At 63.4% G+C, this 20,335-nt stretch carries 20 protein-coding genes; 9 read left to right on the top strand and 11 right to left on the bottom strand.

Annotation, left to right across the window (positions count from 1 at the left end; translation table 11 throughout):
• Positions 1–35: 35 nt before the first annotated feature.
• The 5 genes from FZZ93_RS04985 to FZZ93_RS04965 all read left to right on the top strand — a co-directional run bounded on the left by FZZ93_RS04985 (position 36) and on the right by FZZ93_RS04965 (position 4,190).
• A complete protein-coding gene (locus FZZ93_RS04985) occupies positions 36–905 on the top strand; it encodes an acetyltransferase (RefSeq protein ID WP_149321221.1) in 870 nt (289 codons plus the stop codon).
• The gene (locus FZZ93_RS04980; protein ID WP_149321220.1) at positions 854–1,753 is read left to right on the top strand and encodes a murein hydrolase activator EnvC family protein; all 900 of its coding nucleotides are present in this window, start codon (positions 854–856) and stop codon (positions 1,751–1,753) included. Before FZZ93_RS04985 ends, FZZ93_RS04980 begins: the two co-directional genes overlap by 52 nt.
• Before the next feature lie 111 nt (positions 1,754–1,864).
• Positions 1,865–3,022, top strand: coding sequence for a glycosyltransferase family 4 protein (locus FZZ93_RS04975; protein WP_149321219.1), 1,158 nt, complete (start codon positions 1,865–1,867; stop codon positions 3,020–3,022).
• On the top strand, positions 2,994–3,536 hold the full coding sequence (locus FZZ93_RS04970) for a phosphatase PAP2 family protein (RefSeq protein ID WP_149321218.1): 543 nt from the start codon (positions 2,994–2,996) through the stop codon (positions 3,534–3,536). The genes FZZ93_RS04975 and FZZ93_RS04970 overlap by 29 nt, the downstream gene beginning before the upstream one ends.
• 24 nt (positions 3,537–3,560) lie before the next feature.
• On the top strand, positions 3,561–4,190 hold the full coding sequence (locus FZZ93_RS04965; protein ID WP_149321217.1) for an alpha-ketoglutarate-dependent dioxygenase AlkB family protein: 630 nt from the start codon (positions 3,561–3,563) through the stop codon (positions 4,188–4,190).
• A gap of 278 nt (positions 4,191–4,468) precedes the next feature.
• Here the strand turns inward: FZZ93_RS04965 and gcvT are convergent, their stop codons facing one another.
• Positions 4,469–5,578, bottom strand: a complete 1,110-nt coding sequence (gcvT, locus tag FZZ93_RS04960) for a glycine cleavage system aminomethyltransferase GcvT (protein ID WP_149321216.1) — start codon at positions 5,576–5,578, stop codon at positions 4,469–4,471.
• 77 nt (positions 5,579–5,655) lie between these two features.
• A complete protein-coding gene (locus tag FZZ93_RS04955) occupies positions 5,656–7,032 on the bottom strand; it encodes an alanine/glycine:cation symporter family protein (RefSeq protein WP_149321215.1) in 1,377 nt (458 codons plus the stop codon).
• Between the two features lie 560 nt (positions 7,033–7,592).
• Between FZZ93_RS04955 and gcvH the strand changes: the two genes are divergently transcribed.
• Positions 7,593–7,985 carry a glycine cleavage system protein GcvH gene (gene gcvH, locus FZZ93_RS04950; protein WP_149321214.1) on the top strand — a complete coding sequence of 131 codons (393 nt, stop codon included), beginning with the start codon at positions 7,593–7,595 and terminating at the stop codon, positions 7,983–7,985.
• A gap of 136 nt (positions 7,986–8,121) precedes the next feature.
• Entirely contained in the window at positions 8,122–11,016 is a 2,895-nt protein-coding gene (gene gcvP, locus FZZ93_RS04945; RefSeq protein WP_149321213.1) for an aminomethyl-transferring glycine dehydrogenase, read from the top strand.
• 70 nt (positions 11,017–11,086) lie between these two features.
• Here the strand turns inward: gcvP and FZZ93_RS04940 are convergent, their stop codons facing one another.
• Positions 11,087–12,034 carry a LysR family transcriptional regulator gene (locus tag FZZ93_RS04940; protein WP_149321212.1) on the bottom strand — a complete coding sequence of 316 codons (948 nt, stop codon included), beginning with the start codon at positions 12,032–12,034 and terminating at the stop codon, positions 11,087–11,089.
• A gap of 189 nt (positions 12,035–12,223) precedes the next feature.
• Between FZZ93_RS04940 and ppnN the strand changes: the two genes are divergently transcribed.
• Positions 12,224–13,585: a nucleotide 5'-monophosphate nucleosidase PpnN gene (gene ppnN, locus FZZ93_RS04935; protein ID WP_149321211.1), complete on the top strand. Its 1,362-nt coding sequence runs from the start codon at positions 12,224–12,226 to the stop codon at positions 13,583–13,585.
• Positions 13,586–13,707: 122 nt separating this feature from the next.
• Here the strand turns inward: ppnN and FZZ93_RS04930 are convergent, their stop codons facing one another.
• Positions 13,708–14,082, bottom strand: a complete 375-nt coding sequence (locus FZZ93_RS04930; RefSeq protein WP_149321210.1) for a hypothetical protein — start codon at positions 14,080–14,082, stop codon at positions 13,708–13,710.
• A gap of 2 nt (positions 14,083–14,084) precedes the next feature.
• Positions 14,085–14,549 (bottom strand): flavodoxin domain-containing protein, encoded by a 465-nt coding sequence (locus tag FZZ93_RS04925; RefSeq protein WP_041602016.1) that lies wholly within the window; start codon positions 14,547–14,549, stop codon positions 14,085–14,087.
• A gap of 130 nt (positions 14,550–14,679) precedes the next feature.
• On the opposite strand from FZZ93_RS04925, the gene FZZ93_RS04920 reads away from it, so the two are divergent.
• The gene (locus FZZ93_RS04920; RefSeq protein WP_149321209.1) at positions 14,680–14,886 is read left to right on the top strand and encodes a DUF2788 domain-containing protein; all 207 of its coding nucleotides are present in this window, start codon (positions 14,680–14,682) and stop codon (positions 14,884–14,886) included.
• A gap of 77 nt (positions 14,887–14,963) precedes the next feature.
• Here the strand turns inward: FZZ93_RS04920 and ihfA are convergent, their stop codons facing one another.
• The 6 genes from ihfA to infC form a co-directional block, all read right to left on the bottom strand.
• The gene (gene ihfA, locus FZZ93_RS04915) at positions 14,964–15,266 is read right to left on the bottom strand and encodes an integration host factor subunit alpha (protein ID WP_149321265.1); all 303 of its coding nucleotides are present in this window, start codon (positions 15,264–15,266) and stop codon (positions 14,964–14,966) included.
• A gap of 62 nt (positions 15,267–15,328) precedes the next feature.
• The gene (gene pheT / locus FZZ93_RS04910) at positions 15,329–17,707 is read right to left on the bottom strand and encodes a phenylalanine--tRNA ligase subunit beta (protein ID WP_149321208.1); all 2,379 of its coding nucleotides are present in this window, start codon (positions 17,705–17,707) and stop codon (positions 15,329–15,331) included.
• 195 nt (positions 17,708–17,902) lie between these two features.
• Positions 17,903–18,922, bottom strand: a complete 1,020-nt coding sequence (gene pheS / locus FZZ93_RS04905; RefSeq protein WP_149321207.1) for a phenylalanine--tRNA ligase subunit alpha — start codon at positions 18,920–18,922, stop codon at positions 17,903–17,905.
• A gap of 180 nt (positions 18,923–19,102) precedes the next feature.
• Entirely contained in the window at positions 19,103–19,456 is a 354-nt protein-coding gene (gene rplT / locus FZZ93_RS04900) for a 50S ribosomal protein L20 (RefSeq protein WP_013332273.1), read from the bottom strand.
• Between the two features lie 35 nt (positions 19,457–19,491).
• Positions 19,492–19,686: a 50S ribosomal protein L35 gene (gene rpmI, locus FZZ93_RS04895; protein WP_016854829.1), complete on the bottom strand. Its 195-nt coding sequence runs from the start codon at positions 19,684–19,686 to the stop codon at positions 19,492–19,494.
• 85 nt (positions 19,687–19,771) lie between these two features.
• Positions 19,772–20,311, bottom strand: a complete 540-nt coding sequence (infC, locus tag FZZ93_RS04890; RefSeq protein ID WP_281290362.1) for a translation initiation factor IF-3 — start codon at positions 20,309–20,311, stop codon at positions 19,772–19,774.
• Positions 20,312–20,335 lie beyond the last annotated feature (24 nt).

The following is a 20,335-nucleotide window of genomic DNA, read 5'->3' as shown; positions in this document are numbered from 1 at the left end:
ATTGCGGGCTGATGACGATCATGGAGGAAACCGGCATGTCGACCCTGAAAGGGATCGTCAGCCTGCTACTGCTGACACTCAACACCCTGTTCTGGGCGGTGCCGCTGATCGCGCTCACTCTGCTCAAGCTCGTCACCCCCGGGCGCCCGCTGCGCCGCCGGGTGCTCACGGGACTCAACGCCATTGCCCGCTGGTGGCTGGACGTCAACCTCTGGTGGATGCGTCGCTGGCTATCACCGCGACTCGATCTGGAACTACCCGACGGCCTGAGCCGCAATGACTGGTGGCTGGTGCTCTCCAACCATCGCAGCTGGACCGACATCTTCGTGCTGCTGTTAGTCCTGCATCGGCGCATTCCCATGCCGCACTTCTTCGTCAAGCGCCAGCTGATCTGGATCCCCGTTGTCGGGCTGGCCTTCTGGGCCCTGGAATTCCCCATGCTCAGACGCCTGACCCGCGAACAGCGCGAACGCAACCCGCATCTCGCGCGCCGCGACCAGGAAGCCACCGAGCGCATGTGCCGCCATGCCCGGGAGCGTCCCATCGCCATCTACAACTTCGTCGAGGGCACTCGCTTCACGCCCGACAAGCACGCCGCTCGCCAAAGCCCCTACCGCCACCTGCTGCCGCCCCGGGCGGGCGGTATCGCTCAAGTCGTCGGATTGCTCGGCGACCGTCTCGGCGGCATCCTCGATGTTACCTTGAGCTACGACACCCCCGCCCCGCATTTCTGGCGATTTCTGTGCGGCCAGGAGGGGCTCATCCACCTCCGGGCGCGCCATCTGCAAGTCCCCGCCTGGATGCGAGACGGCGACTATCATCAGGACCCGAACTACAAGGAACGCTTCCACTCATGGCTGAACGCCCTGTGGCAGGCAAAGGATGCCTCCCTCGACTCGCTCTGATACTCCTGTTCACGCTGCTGACCGGTTGCGCCGGTCAGCCTTCGACACCGAACGGCTCCCCCGACGCGGCTGCCGGCATCGCCGGCAGCTGGGTGTCCATTCGCCGTGGCGACACCCTCGGTAACATTGCCAACCGCGCGGAGGTCCCGCTGGTCAGGTTGCAACGTTTCAACCCCGGCATCGAGCCGCGAGGGCTCGCCGTCGGCCAGCGCGTCCTGGTGCCCAACCGGCAGGAACGCGCCCCCTCCGGAGGCCCATACCGCTACCAGATACGCCCCGGCGACACCTTCACCTCTGTGGCCCGACGCTTCGGCGCCGACCCCAGCCGGGTGGTCGCGGCGAACCCCGATGTCACCCCCACCGACCTCAAGGTCGGTCACCTGATACAGGTGCCACTCGGCGGCGGCTCATCCGCCAGCAGCAGCTCGGCGTCGACGCCTCCGGCCCGCCTGCCCGACCCTGGCACCATGCCCGCTGACGCCAAGGGCTGGCCTTGGCCGCTCGACGACTACGACGTGGCAAGACGTTTCGGCAAGGACGCCCACGGCACCCTGCAACCGATGCTGCTCACCACCAGCCAGGGAGCGCGCGCCAAGGCCGTGGCCGACGGCCAGGTGCGTTTCGCCGACAGCATGCGCCAGCTCGGCCAGGTCGTCATCGTCCATCACCCGGACAATCTGCAGAGCGTCTACGCCCGCTGCGCACGCCTGCTTGTCGACAGCGGCCAACGTGTCGAGCGCGGCACGCCGCTATGTGTCGTGGGGACGGCGTCGAATGGCCGCCACGAGCTGTTGTTCGACATGCGTCATGGCGGCAAGCCGATGGATCCTCAGACCGTGCTGCGCTGAAGGCCGTTACGTCATCGGCTCTTCATCGCGCTGTCGTCCCGCTGTCATCGATGCCGGGCATGGTCAGTGTCAAAAGGCGTCATTCCGGCGCCGGACGACACGAGGATCGACATGCGCATCTGCCTGGTCAGCGAAACCTGGTCACCGGATATCAACGGTGTCGCCCATACCCTGAAGCAACTTAGCAGCGAGCTGTTGCGGCGAAACTCGACCCTGCAGCTCGTGCGCCCGCGCCCCGCCGGCCAGGCGCATCGAGCCGACGGCATGAGCGCCGAGCTGCAGGTCAGGGGGTTCTCGATGCCCGGTTACCGCGAAGTGCGTCTCGGTCTGCCGGCGGAGCGCCGCCTTAAACGCCTCTGGTCGGAAGAACGTCCCGATGCCATCTATGTAGCCACCGAAGGTCCCCTGGGCTGGTCGGCGTTGCGCGTCGCCGAGAAACTCGGGATTCCGGTGGTCAGCGGCTGGCATACCAATTTCGATCATTACTGCCGCGACTACGGCATCGGCTGGCTCACTCCACTGGTCACCCAACGCCTGCGCCACTTCCATAATCGCTGTGCCGGCACCCTGGTGCCCACCCGCCAGCAAGCCGAGGAACTGACGGCCAAGGGCTTCAAGAACGTGCGCGTCATGGCCCGCGGCATCGATGGCGATGCCTTTTCACCGGCGCATCGCAGTTCCGAATTGCGCGAAAGCTGGGACAGCGACGAACACCGGCCCGTGGCGCTCTACGTCGGCCGACTGGCACCGGAGAAGAACCTCGACCTGCTGCGCGACACCTTCTCCGCCATGCTGGCGGCTCGCCCCGAAATGAGCATCGTGGTGGTCGGCGACGGCCCGGGCCGCAGCGGTCTGGAAAAGGCCTTGCCGGATGTCCGCTTCACCGGCTTCGTCGACCCGCAAAGCCTGGCTCGACACTATGCCAGTGCCGATCTTTTCATCTTCCCGTCGATTTCCGAGACCTGGGGCAATGTAGTGCTCGAGGCCATGGCCAGCGGCCTGGCTGTCGTCGCCTTTCGCCATGCCGCCGGGGCCGAACTGATCGACAACGACATCAACGGCGTCAGCCTGGCCGTCGGCGACGAAGACGGTTTCCGCGACGCCGCCGTTACTCTCAGTCAACAGCCGGCACGCTACGCCCGGCTGGGCCGAGCAGCCCGCGAGCGGGCACTGCAGTACCGTTGGCCCGCCATCACCGATGACTTCCTCGCTGCACTGAACCTCGCTCAGGAGGTGCCCGATGAAACCACGCGTCCCTGCCGTGTTTGAGCGGCTCGACCTGCTGGAATGGCAACTCTGCCAATGGATGGCCGGCTTCAGTATCTATCGCCGTTGGCTGGCCACTCTGCGTCTGGCCAGCCGCGCCGGAGATTGGCCCCTCTGGGTGGGACTGATCCTGCTGCAACCCCTGCTCCACGATACGGCGACGGGCTGGCGCCTGATGGTGCAATACGCCATCACTGCCCTGGTGGCCATTGCCTTCTATCGGCTGGTCAAGACCCGGCTGTGCCGGGAACGTCCGTTCATCACCTTCCACACCATCATCTGCAACGAGCCGGCCCGGGACCGCTACAGCTTTCCCAGCGGCCACACCATGCATGCGGTGATGTTTCTGACGCTGACCCTCGTGCATACGCCCTGGCTCGCGCCCTGGCTGCTGCCAGCGGTCATCCTGATCGCCATTTCGCGCGTCGGGCTCGGCCTGCACTACATCAGCGACGTCATCGCGGGTGCGGCCATCGGCTACGCCTTTGCACTGGGCAGCCTGTATCTAGCCGGCTAGGCGATGGAATGGCATGCTGAAAACATGTCACTCTTCACCCATGACGACGGCGGCGAGGTCCTGCTGGCTTCGCCGCCACTGATCCGCCATTCCGCGCTACTGGGCAACACCGAAGCCACGGCCGCCCTGGCTCGCCTCGACGCCGAACTCGATTGGCAGCGTCCCAGCCTGCGACTGTATGGACGCGAGCATCCGATACCGCGTCGGCAGGTCTGGATGGGCGACGCCAGCTACCGTTACTCGGGCCGGCACTTCGCACCGGATCCCTGGCATCCCTGCGTCCTGGCGATTCGCGACGCCGTACAGCGTCGCCTGGCCGACAGCGGTGTCAAGGCACGTTTCAACAGCGTGCTGCTCAACCGTTACGCCGATGGCCGGGATCGTATGGGCTGGCACAGCGATGATGAGCCCGAGCTCGGCGAGTCACCCTTGATTGCCGCCGTAAGCCTAGGCACCGACCGCCCGTTGCGCTTTCGCTGGAAGGATCGGCACGCCCCGGCCTTCAACGTCGACCAGCCCCACGGCAGCCTGCTGTTGATGGGAGCCGGCATACAGGCACGGCTCGAGCACAGCCTTCCCTCACGACAGCGCCAGGGCCTGCGGATCAGCCTGACCTTCCGCTGGATCGCCCCACCGGCGACTGATCGTACTTAGGTCCCCTTAAAGGCCCGATGGTTGGAAGTGAGCTTTTCCGGCGACAAGCCCAGAAGTGTCGGACCCTCGCTAGGGCGCTGCAACCCCCTCCATGAGCGCTACATCCGCCCTGCAGCGCTCCCGCTTCCTGCTTCGCTTGCAGGACCTGGGCCGGGGTCTTCCATGGCTAGCCCGTTCGGCGGCAGGCGCCTCACCCTGTCAATCTTGGAGATAAAAAAACGGCCACCCTCGAAGGTAGCCGTTCCCATGTGCCAGACATGCAAGATAACGGTATAAAATCAACCGCGATGATAACCCGGCTGCACGAAGGGCATCTTCGTCACCGTCATCGGCAGGCGCTTGCCGCGCACCTCCGCATAGACCACGGTGTCGATGGCCGCCTGGTCGATGGATACGTACCCCATAGCCACCGGACGCCCCACGCTGGGGCCGAAGCCACCGGAACACACGGCTCCAATCGCATTGCCATCGCCATCATACAGCTCGACGCCCTCTCTGACCGGCGCACGGCCCTCGCCCAGCAGTCCCACCCGCTTGCGCTGGTGATCCTTCTCGGCAACCTGATGCAGAATGAGATCAGCGCCAGGAAATCCTCCGGGACGCTCGCCATCACGACGACGCGGCTTGCCGATGGCCCAGATCAGACCAGCCTCCACCGGGGGCGTCGTGGTGTCGATGTCGTGACCGTAAAGGCACAGACCGGCCTCGAGACGCAGGGAATCCCGGGCACCCAGGCCGATTGCCTCGACTTCCTCCTCATCCAGCAGACGTCGTGCCAGGGCTTCGGTCTGCTCGGCGGGCACGGAAATCTCGAAACCGTCCTCACCGGTATAACCGCTGCGGCTGATCCACACTTCGATGCCTTCGATGGTGAAGCGGCCATGCTGCATGAACACCATCTCGCAAGCCTCGGGACACAGCCGCTGCATCACCGCCGCGGCTTCGGGCCCCTGCAACGCCAGCAGGCCGCGATCCAGCACCTCGAGTTCATGATCGGGCAAGCCACGACGCAGGTGCGCGATGTCCTGTTCCTTGCAGGCGGCATTCACCACCAGATAGAGATGATCGCCAGCATTGACGATCATCAAATCATCGAGAATGCCGCCATCCTCGGCAGTGAACAGGCCGTAACGCTGCCGACCTTCCGGCAAGCCGACCAGATCCGCCGGTACCAGTGTTTCCAGCACTTCGGCCGGATTCGGTCCGCGCAACAGCACCTGCCCCATGTGGGAGACGTCGAACAGCCCGCAGGCACGACGGGTATGCTCGTGTTCCTTCTTGACGCCCAGCTCGTATTGCACGGGCATCGAATAGCCCGCGAAAGGCACCATCCGTGCTCCGAGCTCCACATGCAGATCGAAAAGTGGCGTCTTGCGTTGTTCGCTCATCGGTTCGCTAGCCTTTCCCATGAAAATCGAGCCCGAATGGCCGGCATGCAGCCGGCCGGCCATCCCATCATCACTGCTTACTTGTTGAGGTCCTCGCCGGGCAGCACTTGCTTGCCGTCGAAGTAGTCCTTGGTCAGTTTGAAGACCACCGGCGACAACAGCGCCAGGGCGATCAGGTTGGGGATCGCCATCATGGCGTTGAAGACGCTGGCCAGCAGCCACACGAAGTTCAGCGGCAACACGGCCCCGGCGAAGATCGCCATGATGTAGATCACCCGATAGAACTTGATCGCGCCCACGCCGAACAGGTACTCGAAGCACTTCTCGCCGTAGAATGCCCAGCCAAGAGTGGTTGTGAAGGCAAACACTGCCAGGGCGAAGGACACCACGTACTGCCCGATCCCCGGCAAAGCAGCCTCGAACGACAGGGAGGTCAACGCCGCGCCGGTCTCGCCCGACGTCCAGCCGGAGGTGAGGATCGCCAGGGCGGTGATCGAGCACACCACGATGGTATCGATGAAGGTCCCCAGCATGGCGATCAACCCCTGGCGTACCGGATTCTTGGTCTGCGCGGCGGCGTGGGCAATCGGCGCACTGCCGAGCCCCGCCTCGTTGGAAAACACCCCGCGCGCCACACCGAACTGGATAGCCTTGGCCACCGCCGCGCCGGCAAAACCACCCGCCGCGGAGATCGGCGTGAAGGCGTGGCCGAAGATCATGCCCAGTGCCGAACCGATCTGATCGGCGTTGATGATCAACACCAACAGGCCGCAGATGATATAGGCCACCGCCATCACCGGCACCAGCTTGCCCGCCACCTTGGCGATGCGCTTGATACCACCGAGGATGACCGCGCCGGCCAGCACCATGATCACCAGGCCGGTAACCCAGTGCGGCAGGCCGATCGACTCGCCAAGGCCATCGGCCACGGAGTTGGATTGCACGGTGTTACCGATGCCGAAGGCCGCCACCGCACCAAACAAGGCGAAGAGCCCGCCCAGCCAGGCCCACTTCTTGCCGAGCCCGTTGCGGATATAGTACATGGGACCGCCCACATGCTCGCCGGCCTCGTCGACCTGGCGATAGCGTACCGCCAGCACCGCTTCGGCATACTTGGTCGCCATGCCGACCAGGGCGGTGATCCACATCCAGAAGACCGCGCCGGGGCCACCCAGGAAGATGGCCGTCGCCACCCCGGCGATATTACCGGTCCCGATGGTCGCCGACAGCGAGGTCATCAGCGCGTTGAAGGGCGACACCTCGCCCTCCTTCTCATCGCCTGCGGCCGTGGTGCGACCGCCCCACAACAGCTTGAAGCCCATCCCCAGCTTGCGAATGGGCAACAACTTGAGTCCCAATTGCAGGTAGAGGCCGACGCCCAGCAGCAGCACCAGCATCAGAGGGCCCCAGACGACGCCTTCTATTGCCGTCAATATATTGGTCAAGGTTTCCACGTTTCGTCTCCCTAGGATTTCTTGTTATGCACCAGCGTGCATGGCTTTCATGGGCAGCCTGGACCGCGATGATACGAACAGGCGTACCATAGCGAATCCTTCCGTTGGTGCTCCAGTCTCCTATTGGAAAATCTCGGGATTTCTCCCCCATGCAGAACAAAGTATAGTCGCTGGCCCGACACGGCCCGGGCTCGGCCCTGCCCCGCACGAAGCATGAAACGTGTTTCCTATAAGAAACTTTCCAACACTGTAGCGGCAGCTTGCAGATTGAACAAGTTCGTCGCATCCGCACCGATACCCCAAGTTGGTCTGGCCCGCCGCCCCGGACCAGCGAACGCGCATGGCCATGTCGCTCGGGCAGCCCCGGCACCGCCGGACAGGATGCCGTAGATGACGAGAGAATGCCGACGTTCATGGGCATTTGCCCGAGGGTTTTCTAAGATGGGGATGGGCGTCCCCCACGCACAGCAGAGATCAGCGCCTTCGGGGCTCGCCAAACGACTTCGATGGCGTTAGGATTCCATCCAATTCAGAAAACCTTTTTCGTATAGGAAAACATCATGAGCTCTATTCCCCCCAATCTGCGCTATGCCGAGAGCCACGAGTGGATTCAGGACAATGGTGACGGGACGGTGACCATCGGCATCACCGACCACGCCCAGCAGTCCCTGGGCGACGTGGTGTTTGTCGAATTGCCCGAAGTCGGTGCGTCACTCGCCAAGGGCGACGAGTTCGGCGTCGTCGAGTCGGTCAAGGCCGCTTCCGATCTGTATGCACCGGTATCCGGGGAGGTGGTCGAAGTCAACGAGGCCCTGGAAGACGCTCCCGAGTCCATCAACGAATCTCCTTACGAGGATGCCTGGATCATGAAAGTCCGCCTCGAGGAGGACACCGACCTGGACGACCTGCTCGACGCCGACGCCTACAAGGCCATCACCGACGCCGAGGAATGATCCTGCCCGGCCCGGCCGATTGCGGCCGGGCCTCGTCCGACGAGTCGATGAGTGCAGGCACGTTTCGGACATTCGGCCCTTCACTTGTCTCCGGCACCCGAGTGCGAGTGCCAACCACCTCACCAATAGGTATGTCATGGCTTTCGACAATCGCCGCCTGGCCGAGCTGGCCAACCACGATGCCTTCCTCCAGCGCCACAATGGCCCCAATGCCGAGGATGTGGCCGCCATGCTGGAAACCCTGGACATCGACAGCATGGGCAGTCTCATCGATCGCACCGTCCCGGCGGGCATTCGCCTCGGACGCGAACTGGAGCTGGATCCACCACGCAGCGAAGCCGAAGCCCTGGACTACCTCTATCGACTGGCACGCCAGAACCGCGTGGCCAAGAGCTATATCGGACAAGGCTATTACGACACCCTGCTGCCGGCGGTGATCCAACGCAACGTGCTCGAGAACCCCGGCTGGTACACCGCCTACACCCCTTATCAGCCGGAGATATCCCAGGGCCGCCTGGAAGGCCTGCTGAATTTCCAGCAGATGGTTATGGACCTCACCGGTATGAGCCTGGCCAACGCCTCGCTGCTCGACGAGGCCACCGCCGCCGCCGAGGCCATGGCCCTCTGCCGACGCGCCAACAAGAAGGCCAAGACCAACGCCTTCTTCGTCGCCGAGGATGTCTTCCCACAGACGCTGGATGTCGTCCGTACACGGGCGCACTACTTCGACTTCGAATTGATCGTCGCCCCCGCCGAGCAACTGGCCGAGCACGATGTCTTCGGCGCCTTGCTGCAGTATCCCGGCGACAGCGGCCAGGTCCGCGACCTCGCCCCCCTGCTGGCCAGCGCCCGGGAAAAGGGCATCATGACCTGCGTGGCCGCCGATATCATGTCGCTGGTGCTGCTCAAGGAGCCGGGCGCACTGGGGGCCGACATGGTGGTCGGCTCCGCCCAGCGCTTCGGCGTGCCCATGGGCTTCGGCGGTCCCCATGCCGCCTTCTTCGCCACCTCTGACAAGCTCAAGCGCTCAATCCCCGGCCGCATCATTGGCGTTTCCAGGGACGAGCGCGGGCACACCGCCCTGCGCATGGCCATGCAGACCCGCGAGCAGCACATCCGCCGTGAGAAGGCCACCTCCAACATCTGCACCGCCCAGGCACTGCTGGCCAACATCGCCGGCTTCTATGCCGTCTATCACGGTGCCGAGGGGCTACGTACCATCGCCGGCCGAATCCACCGTCTGACCACTATTCTGGCCGAGGGACTGCGCCGCGCAGGCGTCAGCCTGGTCAATGACAGTTGGTTCGACACCCTGCGCCTGAGCGGCGTGGATGCCGGCAAGATTCACGGCCGTGCCATGGCCCACGACGTCAACCTGCGCTATTTCGCGAACGGCGACGTCGGCCTGAGCCTCGACCAGACCACCACTGCCCATGACGTGGCACTGCTCTTCGATGTGCTGCTCGGCGAGGAACACGACCTGTCCGTGGCGGTCCTGGACGCCGAGATCGTCGCCGCAGGCACCAGCGGCATTCCCAAGGCTTGCCAGCGCGAGTCCGACTTCCTCTCGCACCCGACCTTCCAGCGCTATCACAGTGAAACCGAGATGCTGCGCTACCTCAAGCGCCTGGAAAACAAGGACCTGTCGCTGGCACATGCCATGATTCCGCTGGGCTCGTGCACCATGAAGCTCAATGCCACCGCCGAGATGATGCCCATCACCTGGCCCGAACTGGCGCGCATTCATCCTTTCGCCCCCAAGGAGCAAGTCGCCGGCTACACGCAGATCATCGACGAGTTGGCGGCCTTCCTGGTGGAGATCACCGGCTACGATCACATCGCCATGCAGCCCAACTCCGGCGCCCAGGGCGAGTATGCCGGCCTGGTGGCCATCCGCCGCTATCAGTCGGCTCAGGGCGAGGGGCATCGAGATGTCTGCCTGATCCCCAGTTCGGCCCACGGCACCAATCCGGCCTCGGCGGCCATGGCCCACATGAAGGTCGTGGTGGTCGAGTGCGATGCGAACGGCAATATCGATCTGGCCGACCTGCGCGCCAAGGCCGAACAGCACCGCGACAAGCTGTCGGCGATCATGCTCACCTACCCTTCCACCCACGGGGTCTTCGAGGAGGGAGTGCGCGAAGCCTGCGACATCGTTCATGAGCATGGCGGCCAGGTTTACATCGATGGTGCCAACATGAATGCCCAGGTGGGCCTGGCGCGTCCCGGCGACTTCGGCGGCGACGTTTCCCACCTCAACCTGCACAAGACCTTCTGCATTCCGCACGGCGGCGGCGGCCCAGGCATGGGACCGATCGGCGTCAAGGCTCACCTGGCACCCCACGTGCCGAATCACAGCGTGCGCGCCCTGGAAGGCGTCGAGGCCGACTCCGGTGCAGTGGCAGCGGCGCCCTTCGGCAGCGCCTCGATCCTGCCGATCTCCTGGGCCTACATCAAGATGATGGGCGCGCGGGGGCTGCGCGAGGCCACCGAGTTGGCCATCCTCGGCGCCAACTACATCGCCCATCGACTGGGCGAGCATTATCCGGTGCTCTACAAGGGTGCCAACAGCACCGTGGCCCACGAATGCATCATCGATATCCGTCCGCTCAAGGCCGACTCGGGCATCAGTGAGGAGGACATCGCCAAGCGACTGATGGACTACGGCTTCCATGCGCCGACCATGTCATTCCCGGTACCCGGCACCCTGATGATCGAGCCGACCGAGTCGGAATCCCGCTATGAGCTGGATCGCTTCTGCGATGCCATGATCAGCATTCGCGAAGAAATCGCCCGGGTCGAGTCCGGCGAATGGCCGGCGGACAACAACCCGCTGGTCAGAGCGCCGCATACCATGGCCGACCTGATGGACGACGCCTGGGAGCGCCCCTATTCCCGTGAAATCGGCGCCTTTCCTTCCCAGGCCGCCAAGGCGGCCAAGTACTGGCCAGCCGTCAACCGGGTCGACAATGTCCAAGGCGACCGCCAGTTGATCTGTTCCTGCCCGAGCATCGACGCCTATCGGGATTAAGAATCCCCCCGAAACGACGACGCCCTGCTCAATAGCGGGGCGTCGTCGTTTCGCCTTCAGATCCGCACGTTCAGGCCGCGCCTCCGCCATTCTCGATGGCACCAGCGCGCTCTATTGACGGTTCGCCATGCCCGTAACGCTCATGCCGCCGGTGCTCGCGAAAGGCATCCAGCAACCGCGTGTAACGCCGCGGCATTCGGCTCCCCCGCCGGGTCACCAGATACAGCGTCTCGTGTACCGGCTGCGGCAACGACAGTTCCTTGACCTGACGCTGCCAGGGTGAGGTCTCGAGGACCAACCGCGACACCACTGTAAACCCCAGGCCACGCGCCACGGCATCCAGCACCATGGACACCTCGTTGGTGAAACCCTGGCGCGGAAAGTGGCTCATGGAACGAAATTCTTGCGGAAAATTGCAGCGCAGCAAGATATCGGCGTGGTTGACACCATCCGAATAGCTGATGAAACCGATCCCCATCAGGTCTGCCAGGCCAGTGCCAGCAAAGTCTGCCGGCACCACCAGGCACAGCGGCTCCTGATGCCAGACCTCGCAGTCCACTTCGGGATGCCGCACCGCCTCGGTGACAATGCCCAGGTCGTGACGCCCGGCGAGCACGTCGCTGACGATCTCGTGGTTGAAGGCGAAACTGTAGCTGACCGTCAACCCCGTATGCATCTGCTGCTGGCCGAGGATGAAGGGATAGAGCATCAGACCGACACTGCCGGGCGAGGCCAGCCGGCACTCGCCGCTGTCGAGACTCTCGTCATCCAGGGAATGGCGGAACTGCTCGTGCTCGGCAAACAACTTGAGGGCATAGTCATAGGCACGCCGACCGGCCTCGGTGAGCGCGAAACGCCGCCCCTGGCGCTCGAGCAGGGAGCGCCCCAGGTATTGCTCGAGCTTGCGTACATGCTGGCTGACCCCGGGCTGGGTCATTTCCAGGCGGCGCGCCGTTCGCGTGAAACTGCCCGTCTCGACCAAGGTGATGAAGGTGCGGAAATATTGGGCGTTGAACATGGCGCGTCATCACTGTACAGAGAACCGGCAACGCCATTCTATCAGTTGGCGGACACAACCGCAGCGCTGCGCGTCCCCTGCGGCCGTGGTAGCATCAATGACATGCAATTTGGCTTCGCCACGACCGGCGGGGCCAGGGAGATGCCCCGGCAGACTCCCGTTCCCATCTCCGCGACACGGACGCTCCGAATGGCCGATACCATCTCCAGCACCATCTCGCCGGAAGGCAGCCTGGAAATTCTCTCCCAGCAGGAAGTCAATCGCCTGCACGACACCTCGCGCACCGGCCTTCATGAACTGTTGCGCAGTTGCGCGCTGGCCGTCCTCAACTCGGGGAATCCCACCGACGACGGCCTGGCATTGATGGAAACCTATCCGGATTTCGACATTGAAGTCATCCAGCAGGACCGCGGCGTACGCCTGAAACTGACCAATGCCCCCGCCGAGGCCTTCGTCGATGGCCGCATGATTCGCGGCATTCGCGAGCACCTTTCTTCGGTGTTGCGCGATATCGTCTATGTCTACAACGAGATCCAGACACGCCGGCGCTTCGACCTGGACAGCGCCGACGGCACCACCAACGCCGTCTTCCACATTCTGCGCAAGGCCGGCACGCTCAAGCCCAGCCACGATCCGAGCATCGTGGTGTGCTGGGGCGGCCACTCGATCTCGCGTGAAGAGTACGACTACACCAAGCACGTGGGCTACCACCTGGGGCTGCGTGAACTCGACATCTGTACCGGCTGCGGCCCGGGTGCCATGAAGGGGCCGATGAAGGGAGCCAACGTCGCCCACGCCAAGCAGCGTTACCGCGAGGGCCGCTATCTCGGCGTTTCCGAGCCCGGCATCATCGCTGCCGAAGCCCCCAATCCCATCGTCAACGAACTAGTGGTGATGCCCGACATCGAGAAGCGCCTGGAGGCCTTCGTCCGCCTTGGTCACGGCATCATCGTCTTCCCTGGCGGGGTCGGCACCGCCGAGGAGATCCTCTATCTGCTCGGCATCCTGCTGCACCCGGACAATGACGACATGGAGCTGCCGGTCATCCTCACCGGTCCCGCCGACTCCGCCGATTACTTCAAGCGCATCGACGAATTCCTGGTCTATACCCTCGGCGAGTCGGTACGGCAGCTCTACCGCATCATCATCGACGATCCGGTCGAAGTCGCCCGAGTCATGCGCAAGGGTATCGACAATGTCAGCGAATACCGGCGGGCGCGGCAGGACGCCTTCTATTTCAACTGGCGACTCACCGTGGCCCGGGATTTTCAGGAGCCCTTCGACCCGACTCACGAAACCATGGCGTCTCTGGCCCTGCACCGACACCAGCCGGTGCATGAACTGGCGGCCAATCTGCGGCGGGCCTTTTCCGGCATCGTCGCCGGCAACGTCAAGGAGCGAGGCATCCGTCTCATCGAGGCCAACGGTCCCTTCCGGCTCAATGCGGAACCCGAGTTGATGGCCCGCCTGGACGATTTGCTGACATCCTTCGTCGCCCAGGGCCGCATGAAGCTCACCGGCGAATACGAGCCGTGCTATACGTTGAATTAAGAGGGAAGAGGGAAGAGGGAAGAGGGAAGAAAGACAAGCTGGCTCCAGGGTCTGGGGCGTCAAGGGCTTTCTTCCCTCTTCAGGCGCGTAGCGCCGCTCTTCACTCTTCTTGTCTTGCGGCGTCAGTCGCGGTTCTCGTTGTCGAGAGGCTTCCACCACACCCCCAAAGCGTGCAACAGCAGCCCCAGGGTCGCGCCATGCGACACTAGCAGCGGCCAGCCACTCCAGGCACCGAACAGTGCATGCCAGATCCCCATGGCCAGCAGCCCGATCGCCATGCAGGCGATGAGACGCCGCATCAAGGTCGGCAGCACGGCACGCAACTCAGCGGGTAACAACCACCACTGGAAAACGGTGAGCGATGCCACGGCCACGCCACCGATCGCCAGCAGGGCCAGATGGGTATCATGGCCACCGACCAGGTAGCGTGGCACGCTGGCCACCATCAGGATCAATAGCCCGAGCAGCAGGCTGCAACGCTCCGGCGAGGCGGACACGCTCAGGCCACCTTGAGCTGCTGGGATTCGATCCAGTCGTCGACCCAGGGCAAGGCCGCGTCATCGGCCATGAAGGTTTCCATGGCGTCCACTTCGAGACGCTCGCCAAGGCGCTCGGCCCCCTGCCCCTGCAGTACCTCGTCGAGGCTGCGACCGGCGCCACAGAAGGAGTCCACGTAAGAGCTGTCGCCCATGGCGATCAGACCGTACTTCAGGCCGACAAGGCCTGGGCTTTTCGCCTCCAGCTCGCGCACGAAGGCAACGAGATTGCCTGGGTAGTCGCCACTGCCTGTGGTCGAGGTGCAGAAAAGTGCCAGATCGGTCGGCGAGCCGATCAGGTCATCCAGCGTCGGTTGGTCGAAGATCGACACCTCGTAGCCGGCCTGTTCGAAAAGTGGTGCAACCTGTTCGGCCACATCAAGGGCACCGCCATATACGGTTCCAACAAAGATCTTGAGCATGGGCATGTCGAGGATATTGCCTGAAAAATTCAGCCGGATACTAACATGGCCGCCCGGATGCCGCACACTGCCGGGTAGCCCTGAGCGACTGGGAATCGCCTAAACTCGCAAGGACTACTGACTCAGCGGAGGAGACATGCAAGACGCCATCGATACCTGGATCACCCCCGTCATGATCGGCGGTTTGATGCTGTTCATGGGCTTTATCATCTGGGACTTGGCCCGCAAGTCCGGGGCGGGACGCTTCGGCACCATCATGCTATTCGTAGTGCTTGGCGCCGGCATGCTGGCTTACCTGATCAAGGTCGTGGTCGGCTGGTCACTGGAGCACGGCGTACTGTGATGCTTCAATGCAATGACGCCGCCACTTCCCGGGGAAATGGCGGCATCATCTCTTGGCTCGATGCGGCGTAGCGGTGATTAGTTCTCGTCGCCGGTATACGCCTCGACCTGCGACTTGAGCTTCTGGCCAGGGCGGAAGGTCACGACCCGACGAGCGGAAATTGGAATTTCCTCCCCGGTCTTGGGGTTGCGTCCCGGTCGCTCGCGCTTGTCACGGAGATCGAAATTGCCGAATCCAGACAGCTTGACCTGCTCGTTCTCGCGCAGGCAGCCTCGTATCTCCTCGAAGAAGGACTCCACCATGGACTTGGCCTCGCGCTTGGAGAGGCCAAGCTCGGCGTGCAGGTGTTCGGCCAGTTCGGCCTTGGTCAACGCCCCCATGTCGCTTTCCTCACGCTGTGGTGGTCGAGCCAGCCCTTGCTCCAGGTGTCGCTCCGAGGCCTTCATGCGCGTAACTCGGCCCCCAGGTGCAGACGCGATTCCTCGACGATGGCATCGACCAACTGATTGATTTCATCGTCATTTAGCGTGCGCGAAGGATGCTGCCAGGTCAAGCCCAATGCCACGCTCTTCCGCCCTTCCGGCACGCCCTTGCCCTGATAGACATCAAACAGGTGCGCCTCGACCAGCCATTCACCGGCCTGGGCTCGCAGAGTATCCAGCAGGGCCTGCACCGGTTGTTCCGCGTCGACCAAAAAGGCCAGGTCACGCCGCACCTCAGGATAGCGGGACAACGGCTGAAACGCCGGTACGCGGCCATGAGTCAAGGCATCCAGGCGAACCTCGAAGAGCACGGCATCGGTCTTGAGACCGAGCTGGGCACGTACCGCCGGATGCAGGGTGCCGATCCAGCCGGCTTCCTGACCACGATACATCACTCGCGCGCACTGTCCGGGATGCAAGGCAGGGTGTACACCGGGCTCAAAGCGCCAGGCCTCGCCCTCGCCGCCCATCTCGATCAGGCTCTCGAGATCGCCCTTGAGATCGAAGAAGTCGACCTTTTCCTTGCCGCCGCTCCAGCCCTCAGGCTCGCGACTGCCACAAACCAGTGCGCCGAGCATCGGCACCTGGTCGAGATCGTCGAGTTCGCCGCGGAACACCAATCCCGTCTCGAATAGCCGAACGCGATTCTGCTGACGATTGAGGTTGTGCTCGAGCGCCCGCACCAAGCCGGGAAAGAGGCTGGCACGCATCACCGACAGATCGCTGGAAATGGGATTGGCCAGCACCGGCGACACAGCTTCGGGCAACAGCGTCTCCTGCAGGTCGGGTGCCACGAAGCTGTAGGTTACCGCCTCGAAGTAGCCCCGCGAGACCATCCGATGCCGCAGAGAGGCAAGTGGCGTACGCGCTTCGTTATCCGGACGCGGCCCGAGGAGAGCCCGAGGATGACGCGCCGGCAGTTGGTTGTAGCCATGGATGCGCGCCACTTCCTCAATCAGGTCTTCCTCGATGGCGATATCGAACCGCCAGCTCGGCACCTTGGCCCGCCAGCCCTCATCGACGCGCTCGACGCTCATGCCCAGGCGCTCGAGAATCTCGCCAACCTCGTCGTCAGGCAGCACCTTGTCCAGGGCCTGATCGAGCCGCGCGCGCCGCAGCACCACCTCACGGTCGTCGGGCAACTGCGATTCGTCGGCCGCTTCGATCAGCGGACCGGCTTCGCCGCCGGTGATCTCCAGCAACAAGGTGGTGGCACGCTCGGCGGCCTCCCGGGCGAGCCGAGGGTCGACGCCACGCTCGAAGCGGTGCGACGCATCGGTGTGCAGGCCGTAGGCGCGAGCCTGGCCGGCCACTGCCAGCGGCGAGAAGTGCGCTGCTTCGAGGAAGATATCCCGGGTGTCGACGCTCACCCCCGAGTGCTCTCCCCCCATGACACCGCCGATGGCCAAGGGGCCGCGCTCGTCGGCGATGATCAGGGTGTCGTCGTTCAGCGTGATGGTCTGGCCATCGAGCAGTACCAGCTGTTCGCCCTGGCGGGCCCGACGCACCACCACGGCACCGTCGAGGTTGGCCCGATCGAAGGCGTGCAGGGGTTGGCCGAGCTCGAGCATCACGTAGTTGGTGATATCGACCACCGGATCGATGGAGCGGATGCCACTGCGGCGCAGGCGTTCGACCATCCACAGCGGCGTCTCGGCCGTCACGTCGACGCCCTTGATCACCCGCCCCAGGTAGCGCGGACAGCCTTCGGTGTCCTCGACCCGCACCGGGAAGGTTTCCTCGTGCACGGATGCCACCGGGGCAACATTCGGCCCCTCGACGGGCAGGCGATTGAGCACGCCGACCTCGCGTGCCATGCCCTTGACGCTCAGGCAGTCGCCCCGATTGGGCGTCAGGTCCACCTCGATGGTGCTGTCGTCGAGGGTCATGTAAGTACGGAAGTCCTCGCCGACCGGAGCCGCTGACGGCAGCTCAAGAATACCGGCGGAGGTTTCCTCTTCCAGCCCCAACTCGGAGGCGGAGCAGATCATGCCGCGGGACTCGACGCCACGCAGCTTGGCCTTCTTGATCTTGAAGTCACCGGGCAGCACGGCGCCGACCCGGGCGAAGGCCACTTTCTGGCCCTCGGCGACATTAGGCGCACCGCAGACGACCTGCAGCCGCTCGACACCGTCGTCGACCTGACAGACGTTGAGCTTGTCGGCGTCGGGATGCGGCGCCCGCTCGACCACCTCGGCCACTACCACGCCATCGAAGGCTGCCGCCACGGGCTCGATGCCATCCACCTCGAGGCCGGCCATGGTGATCTGATCGGCCAGCGCCTGAGTCGCCAACGCCGGAGAGACCCATTCACGCAGCCACTGTTCGGAAAATTTCATGTCAGATCCTGTTTCCGCTGAGACCCCTTTCCACGACCGAGCTGGTTGCGTCGGCGCCAAGCCTGCGCGAGGGCGCTGTAAACCCGTCCTTGGGCGCTACTTTTGCCATTCATGGCAAAAGACCCTCGCTTCGCCTTGTCCCCGACGCCCATCCTCGCCGAATCATGGGGAAAGGAATGCTTATTCGGTGATCAATCAGGCAAACTGCTGCAGGAAGCGCAGATCATTGTCGAAGAACAACCGCAGATCGTTGACGCCATAACGCAGCATGGCCAGCCGCTCGGCTCCCATGCCGAAGGCAAAGCCGGTATAGCGCTCGCTATCGATACCGGAGTGGCGGAACACTTCCGGATGCACCATGCCGCAGCCCATGACTTCCAGCCAGCCGCTGTGAGAGCAAACCCGGCACCCTGCCCCGTCACACATCACGCACTGGATATCGACCTCAGCCGAAGGCTCGGTGAAGGGGAAATAGGAGGGACGAAAGCGCACAGCCAGATCGTCCCGTTCGAAGAAGGCATGCAGGAAGTCCTGAATGGTGCCCTTCAGGTCGGAGAATCGCACGTCCTCGTCGACCAGCAGACCTTCCACCTGATGAAACATCGGCGTATGCGTCAGGTCGGAATCGCTGCGGTAGACACGCCCCGGGCAGACGATGCGGATCGGCGGCTCGGTGCTCTTCATGGTGCGCACCTGGACCGGCGAGGTGTGAGTACGCAGCAGTCGGGTGGCATCAAAGTAAAAGGTATCGGCCATGCCCCGCGCCGGATGATGAGCGGGAATATTGAGGGCCTCGAAGTTATGGTAGTCGTCTTCGATCTCGGGTCCGACCGCCACGTCGAAACCGACATGGGTGAACAACCCCTCGATACGTTCCAGGGTCCGGGTCACCGGATGCAGACCGCCACTGGGCTGGCCACGCCCCGGCAGTGTCACATCTAGCGTTTCGGCGGCCAGTCGCGCTTCGAGGGCGGCTTTCTCGAGTGTCTGCTTGCGCTCGTCGAGCTCGGCGGATAACGCCTGCTTGGCCTGGTTGATACGCTCCCCTGCGGCCGGGCGCTCTTCCGCCGGTAGCTGGCCCAGCCCCTTGAGCAGCGCGGTGATCTCGCCCTTCTTGCCGAGGTAGCGCACGCGCAGCTCATCCAGTACGGCCATGCTTTCGGCGGCCTGGATGGCATCGCGGGCCTCGGCGACCAGAGTGGGAAGGTGGTCCATCCGTTGATGCTCCGAATTCTTGGTCCGGTCATCGCCGACCGATACTCCGCCAGGCGGACTTCGTCGACGCGATCGGGTGTCGCATGCAAAAAAACAGGGGAAGAGCGGCCGCTCTTCCCCTGTGACGATCATCGGGGCGGCGCTTCGCGCTCTGCTGGCACCGCACCCTCTCGACCCCCGTTACTGGGCAGCCTTGGCCTTCTCGACGATAGCGGCAAATGCTGCCTTCTCGTTGACGGCCAGGTCGGCCAGCACCTTGCGGTCGATCTCGATCCCGGCCTTCTTCAGACCACCGACGAAGCGGCTGTAGGACAGGCCGTGCTGACGAGCACCGGCGTTGATGCGCTGGATCCACAGGGCACGGAACTGGCGCTTACGCTGGCGACGGTCACGATAGGCGTACTGACCGGCCTTGATGACGGCCTGCTTGGCTACGCGAAAGACGCGTGAACGGGCACCGTAGTAACCCTTGGCCTGCTTGAGAATCTTCTTGTGACGACGACGAGCGACGACACCACGCTTGACACGAGTCATGGCTTACTCCTGACGTTAAAAATGACAACCAAGGGTTACAGGTTCGGCAGCATACGCTGCACGAGCTGCTTGTCGGCGTCGTGGATCTGCTTCATACCACGCAGCTGACGCTTACGCTTGGTGGACTTCTTGGTCAGGATGTGGCTACGGAACGACTGCTTGTGCTTGAAGCCGTTGGCCGTCTTCTTGAAGCGCTTGGCAGCGCCGCTGTTGCTCTTGATTTTCGGCATGAGTTGAACTCCGCTCGAGGTTTTTGAGAAAACCCGGGGCCGATGGCGGGCATGACACCCGCCACCCGTTTGACTGGCCGCCGGATCACTTCTTCTTGGGGGCAATGATCATGATCATCTGACGGCCTTCCATCTTGGGGAAGGACTCGACAGTACCGATCTCTTCGAGATCGGCGGCGATGCGCTCCATCAGCTTGCGACCGATGTCCTGGTGGGCCATCTCGCGACCGCGGAAACGCAACGTGACCTTGCCCTTGTCGCCACCTTCGAGGAAACGCGTCAGGTTTTTCATCTTGACCTGATAGTCGCCCTCGTCGGTGCCAGGCCGGAACTTGACTTCCTTGACCTGGATCTGCTTCTGCTTCTTCTTTTGAGCCGCCTTCTGCTTCTTCTGCTCGAAGACGAACTTGCCGTAGTCCATGATCTTGCAGACGATCGGATCGGCATTGGAAATCTGCACGAGATCCATACCCGACGTTTCGGCACGTTCCAGCGCTTCGCGAGTGGGGACAACCCCCAACTGCTCGCCATCGCTATCAATCAGGCGCACCTGTTCGTCGGTAATTTTCTCGTTCATCGGGGGACGCTTTTCCTGCGGGCGTCCTCTTGGGTTGCTTCTCTTGATGGTTCCGTCTCCACTTTAGTCTTG

The sequence above is a fragment of the Halomonas eurihalina genome (genome assembly GCF_008274785.1).
GTDB classification, from domain to species: domain Bacteria; phylum Pseudomonadota; class Gammaproteobacteria; order Pseudomonadales; family Halomonadaceae; genus Halomonas; species Halomonas eurihalina.
The sequence above is the reverse complement of the archived record's forward strand: the minus strand, read 5'-3'. Positions and strand labels throughout refer to the sequence as shown.

Excerpts from the sequence above, each read along its gene's own strand:
- FZZ93_RS04980 (WP_149321220.1), top strand. The coding sequence starts at position 854 with ATGGCTGAACGCCCTGTGGCAGGCAAAGGATGCCTCCCTCGACTCGCT.
- ihfA (WP_149321265.1), bottom strand. The coding sequence starts at position 15,266 with ATGGGGGCGTTGACCAAGGCCGAACTGGCCGAACACCTGCACGCCGAG.
- FZZ93_RS04925 (WP_041602016.1), bottom strand. The coding sequence starts at position 14,549 with ATGCCCATGCTCAAGATCTTTGTTGGAACCGTATATGGCGGTGCCCTT.
- FZZ93_RS04965 (WP_149321217.1), top strand. The coding sequence starts at position 3,561 with ATGTCACTCTTCACCCATGACGACGGCGGCGAGGTCCTGCTGGCTTCG.
- gcvT (WP_149321216.1), bottom strand. The coding sequence starts at position 5,578 with ATGAGCGAACAACGCAAGACGCCACTTTTCGATCTGCATGTGGAGCTC.
- FZZ93_RS04940 (WP_149321212.1), bottom strand. The coding sequence starts at position 12,034 with ATGTTCAACGCCCAATATTTCCGCACCTTCATCACCTTGGTCGAGACG.
- gcvP (WP_149321213.1), top strand. The coding sequence starts at position 8,122 with ATGGCTTTCGACAATCGCCGCCTGGCCGAGCTGGCCAACCACGATGCC.
- rpmI (WP_016854829.1), bottom strand. The coding sequence starts at position 19,686 with ATGCCGAAAATCAAGAGCAACAGCGGCGCTGCCAAGCGCTTCAAGAAG.
- gcvH (WP_149321214.1), top strand. The coding sequence starts at position 7,593 with ATGAGCTCTATTCCCCCCAATCTGCGCTATGCCGAGAGCCACGAGTGG.
- pheT (WP_149321208.1), bottom strand. The coding sequence starts at position 17,707 with ATGAAATTTTCCGAACAGTGGCTGCGTGAATGGGTCTCTCCGGCGTTG.
- FZZ93_RS04985 (WP_149321221.1), top strand. The coding sequence starts at position 36 with ATGTCGACCCTGAAAGGGATCGTCAGCCTGCTACTGCTGACACTCAAC.
- ppnN (WP_149321211.1), top strand. The coding sequence starts at position 12,224 with ATGGCCGATACCATCTCCAGCACCATCTCGCCGGAAGGCAGCCTGGAA.
- pheS (WP_149321207.1), bottom strand. The coding sequence starts at position 18,922 with ATGGACCACCTTCCCACTCTGGTCGCCGAGGCCCGCGATGCCATCCAG.
- rplT (WP_013332273.1), bottom strand. The coding sequence starts at position 19,456 with ATGACTCGTGTCAAGCGTGGTGTCGTCGCTCGTCGTCGTCACAAGAAG.
- FZZ93_RS04975 (WP_149321219.1), top strand. The coding sequence starts at position 1,865 with ATGCGCATCTGCCTGGTCAGCGAAACCTGGTCACCGGATATCAACGGT.
- FZZ93_RS04970 (WP_149321218.1), top strand. The coding sequence starts at position 2,994 with ATGAAACCACGCGTCCCTGCCGTGTTTGAGCGGCTCGACCTGCTGGAA.
- FZZ93_RS04920 (WP_149321209.1), top strand. The coding sequence starts at position 14,680 with ATGCAAGACGCCATCGATACCTGGATCACCCCCGTCATGATCGGCGGT.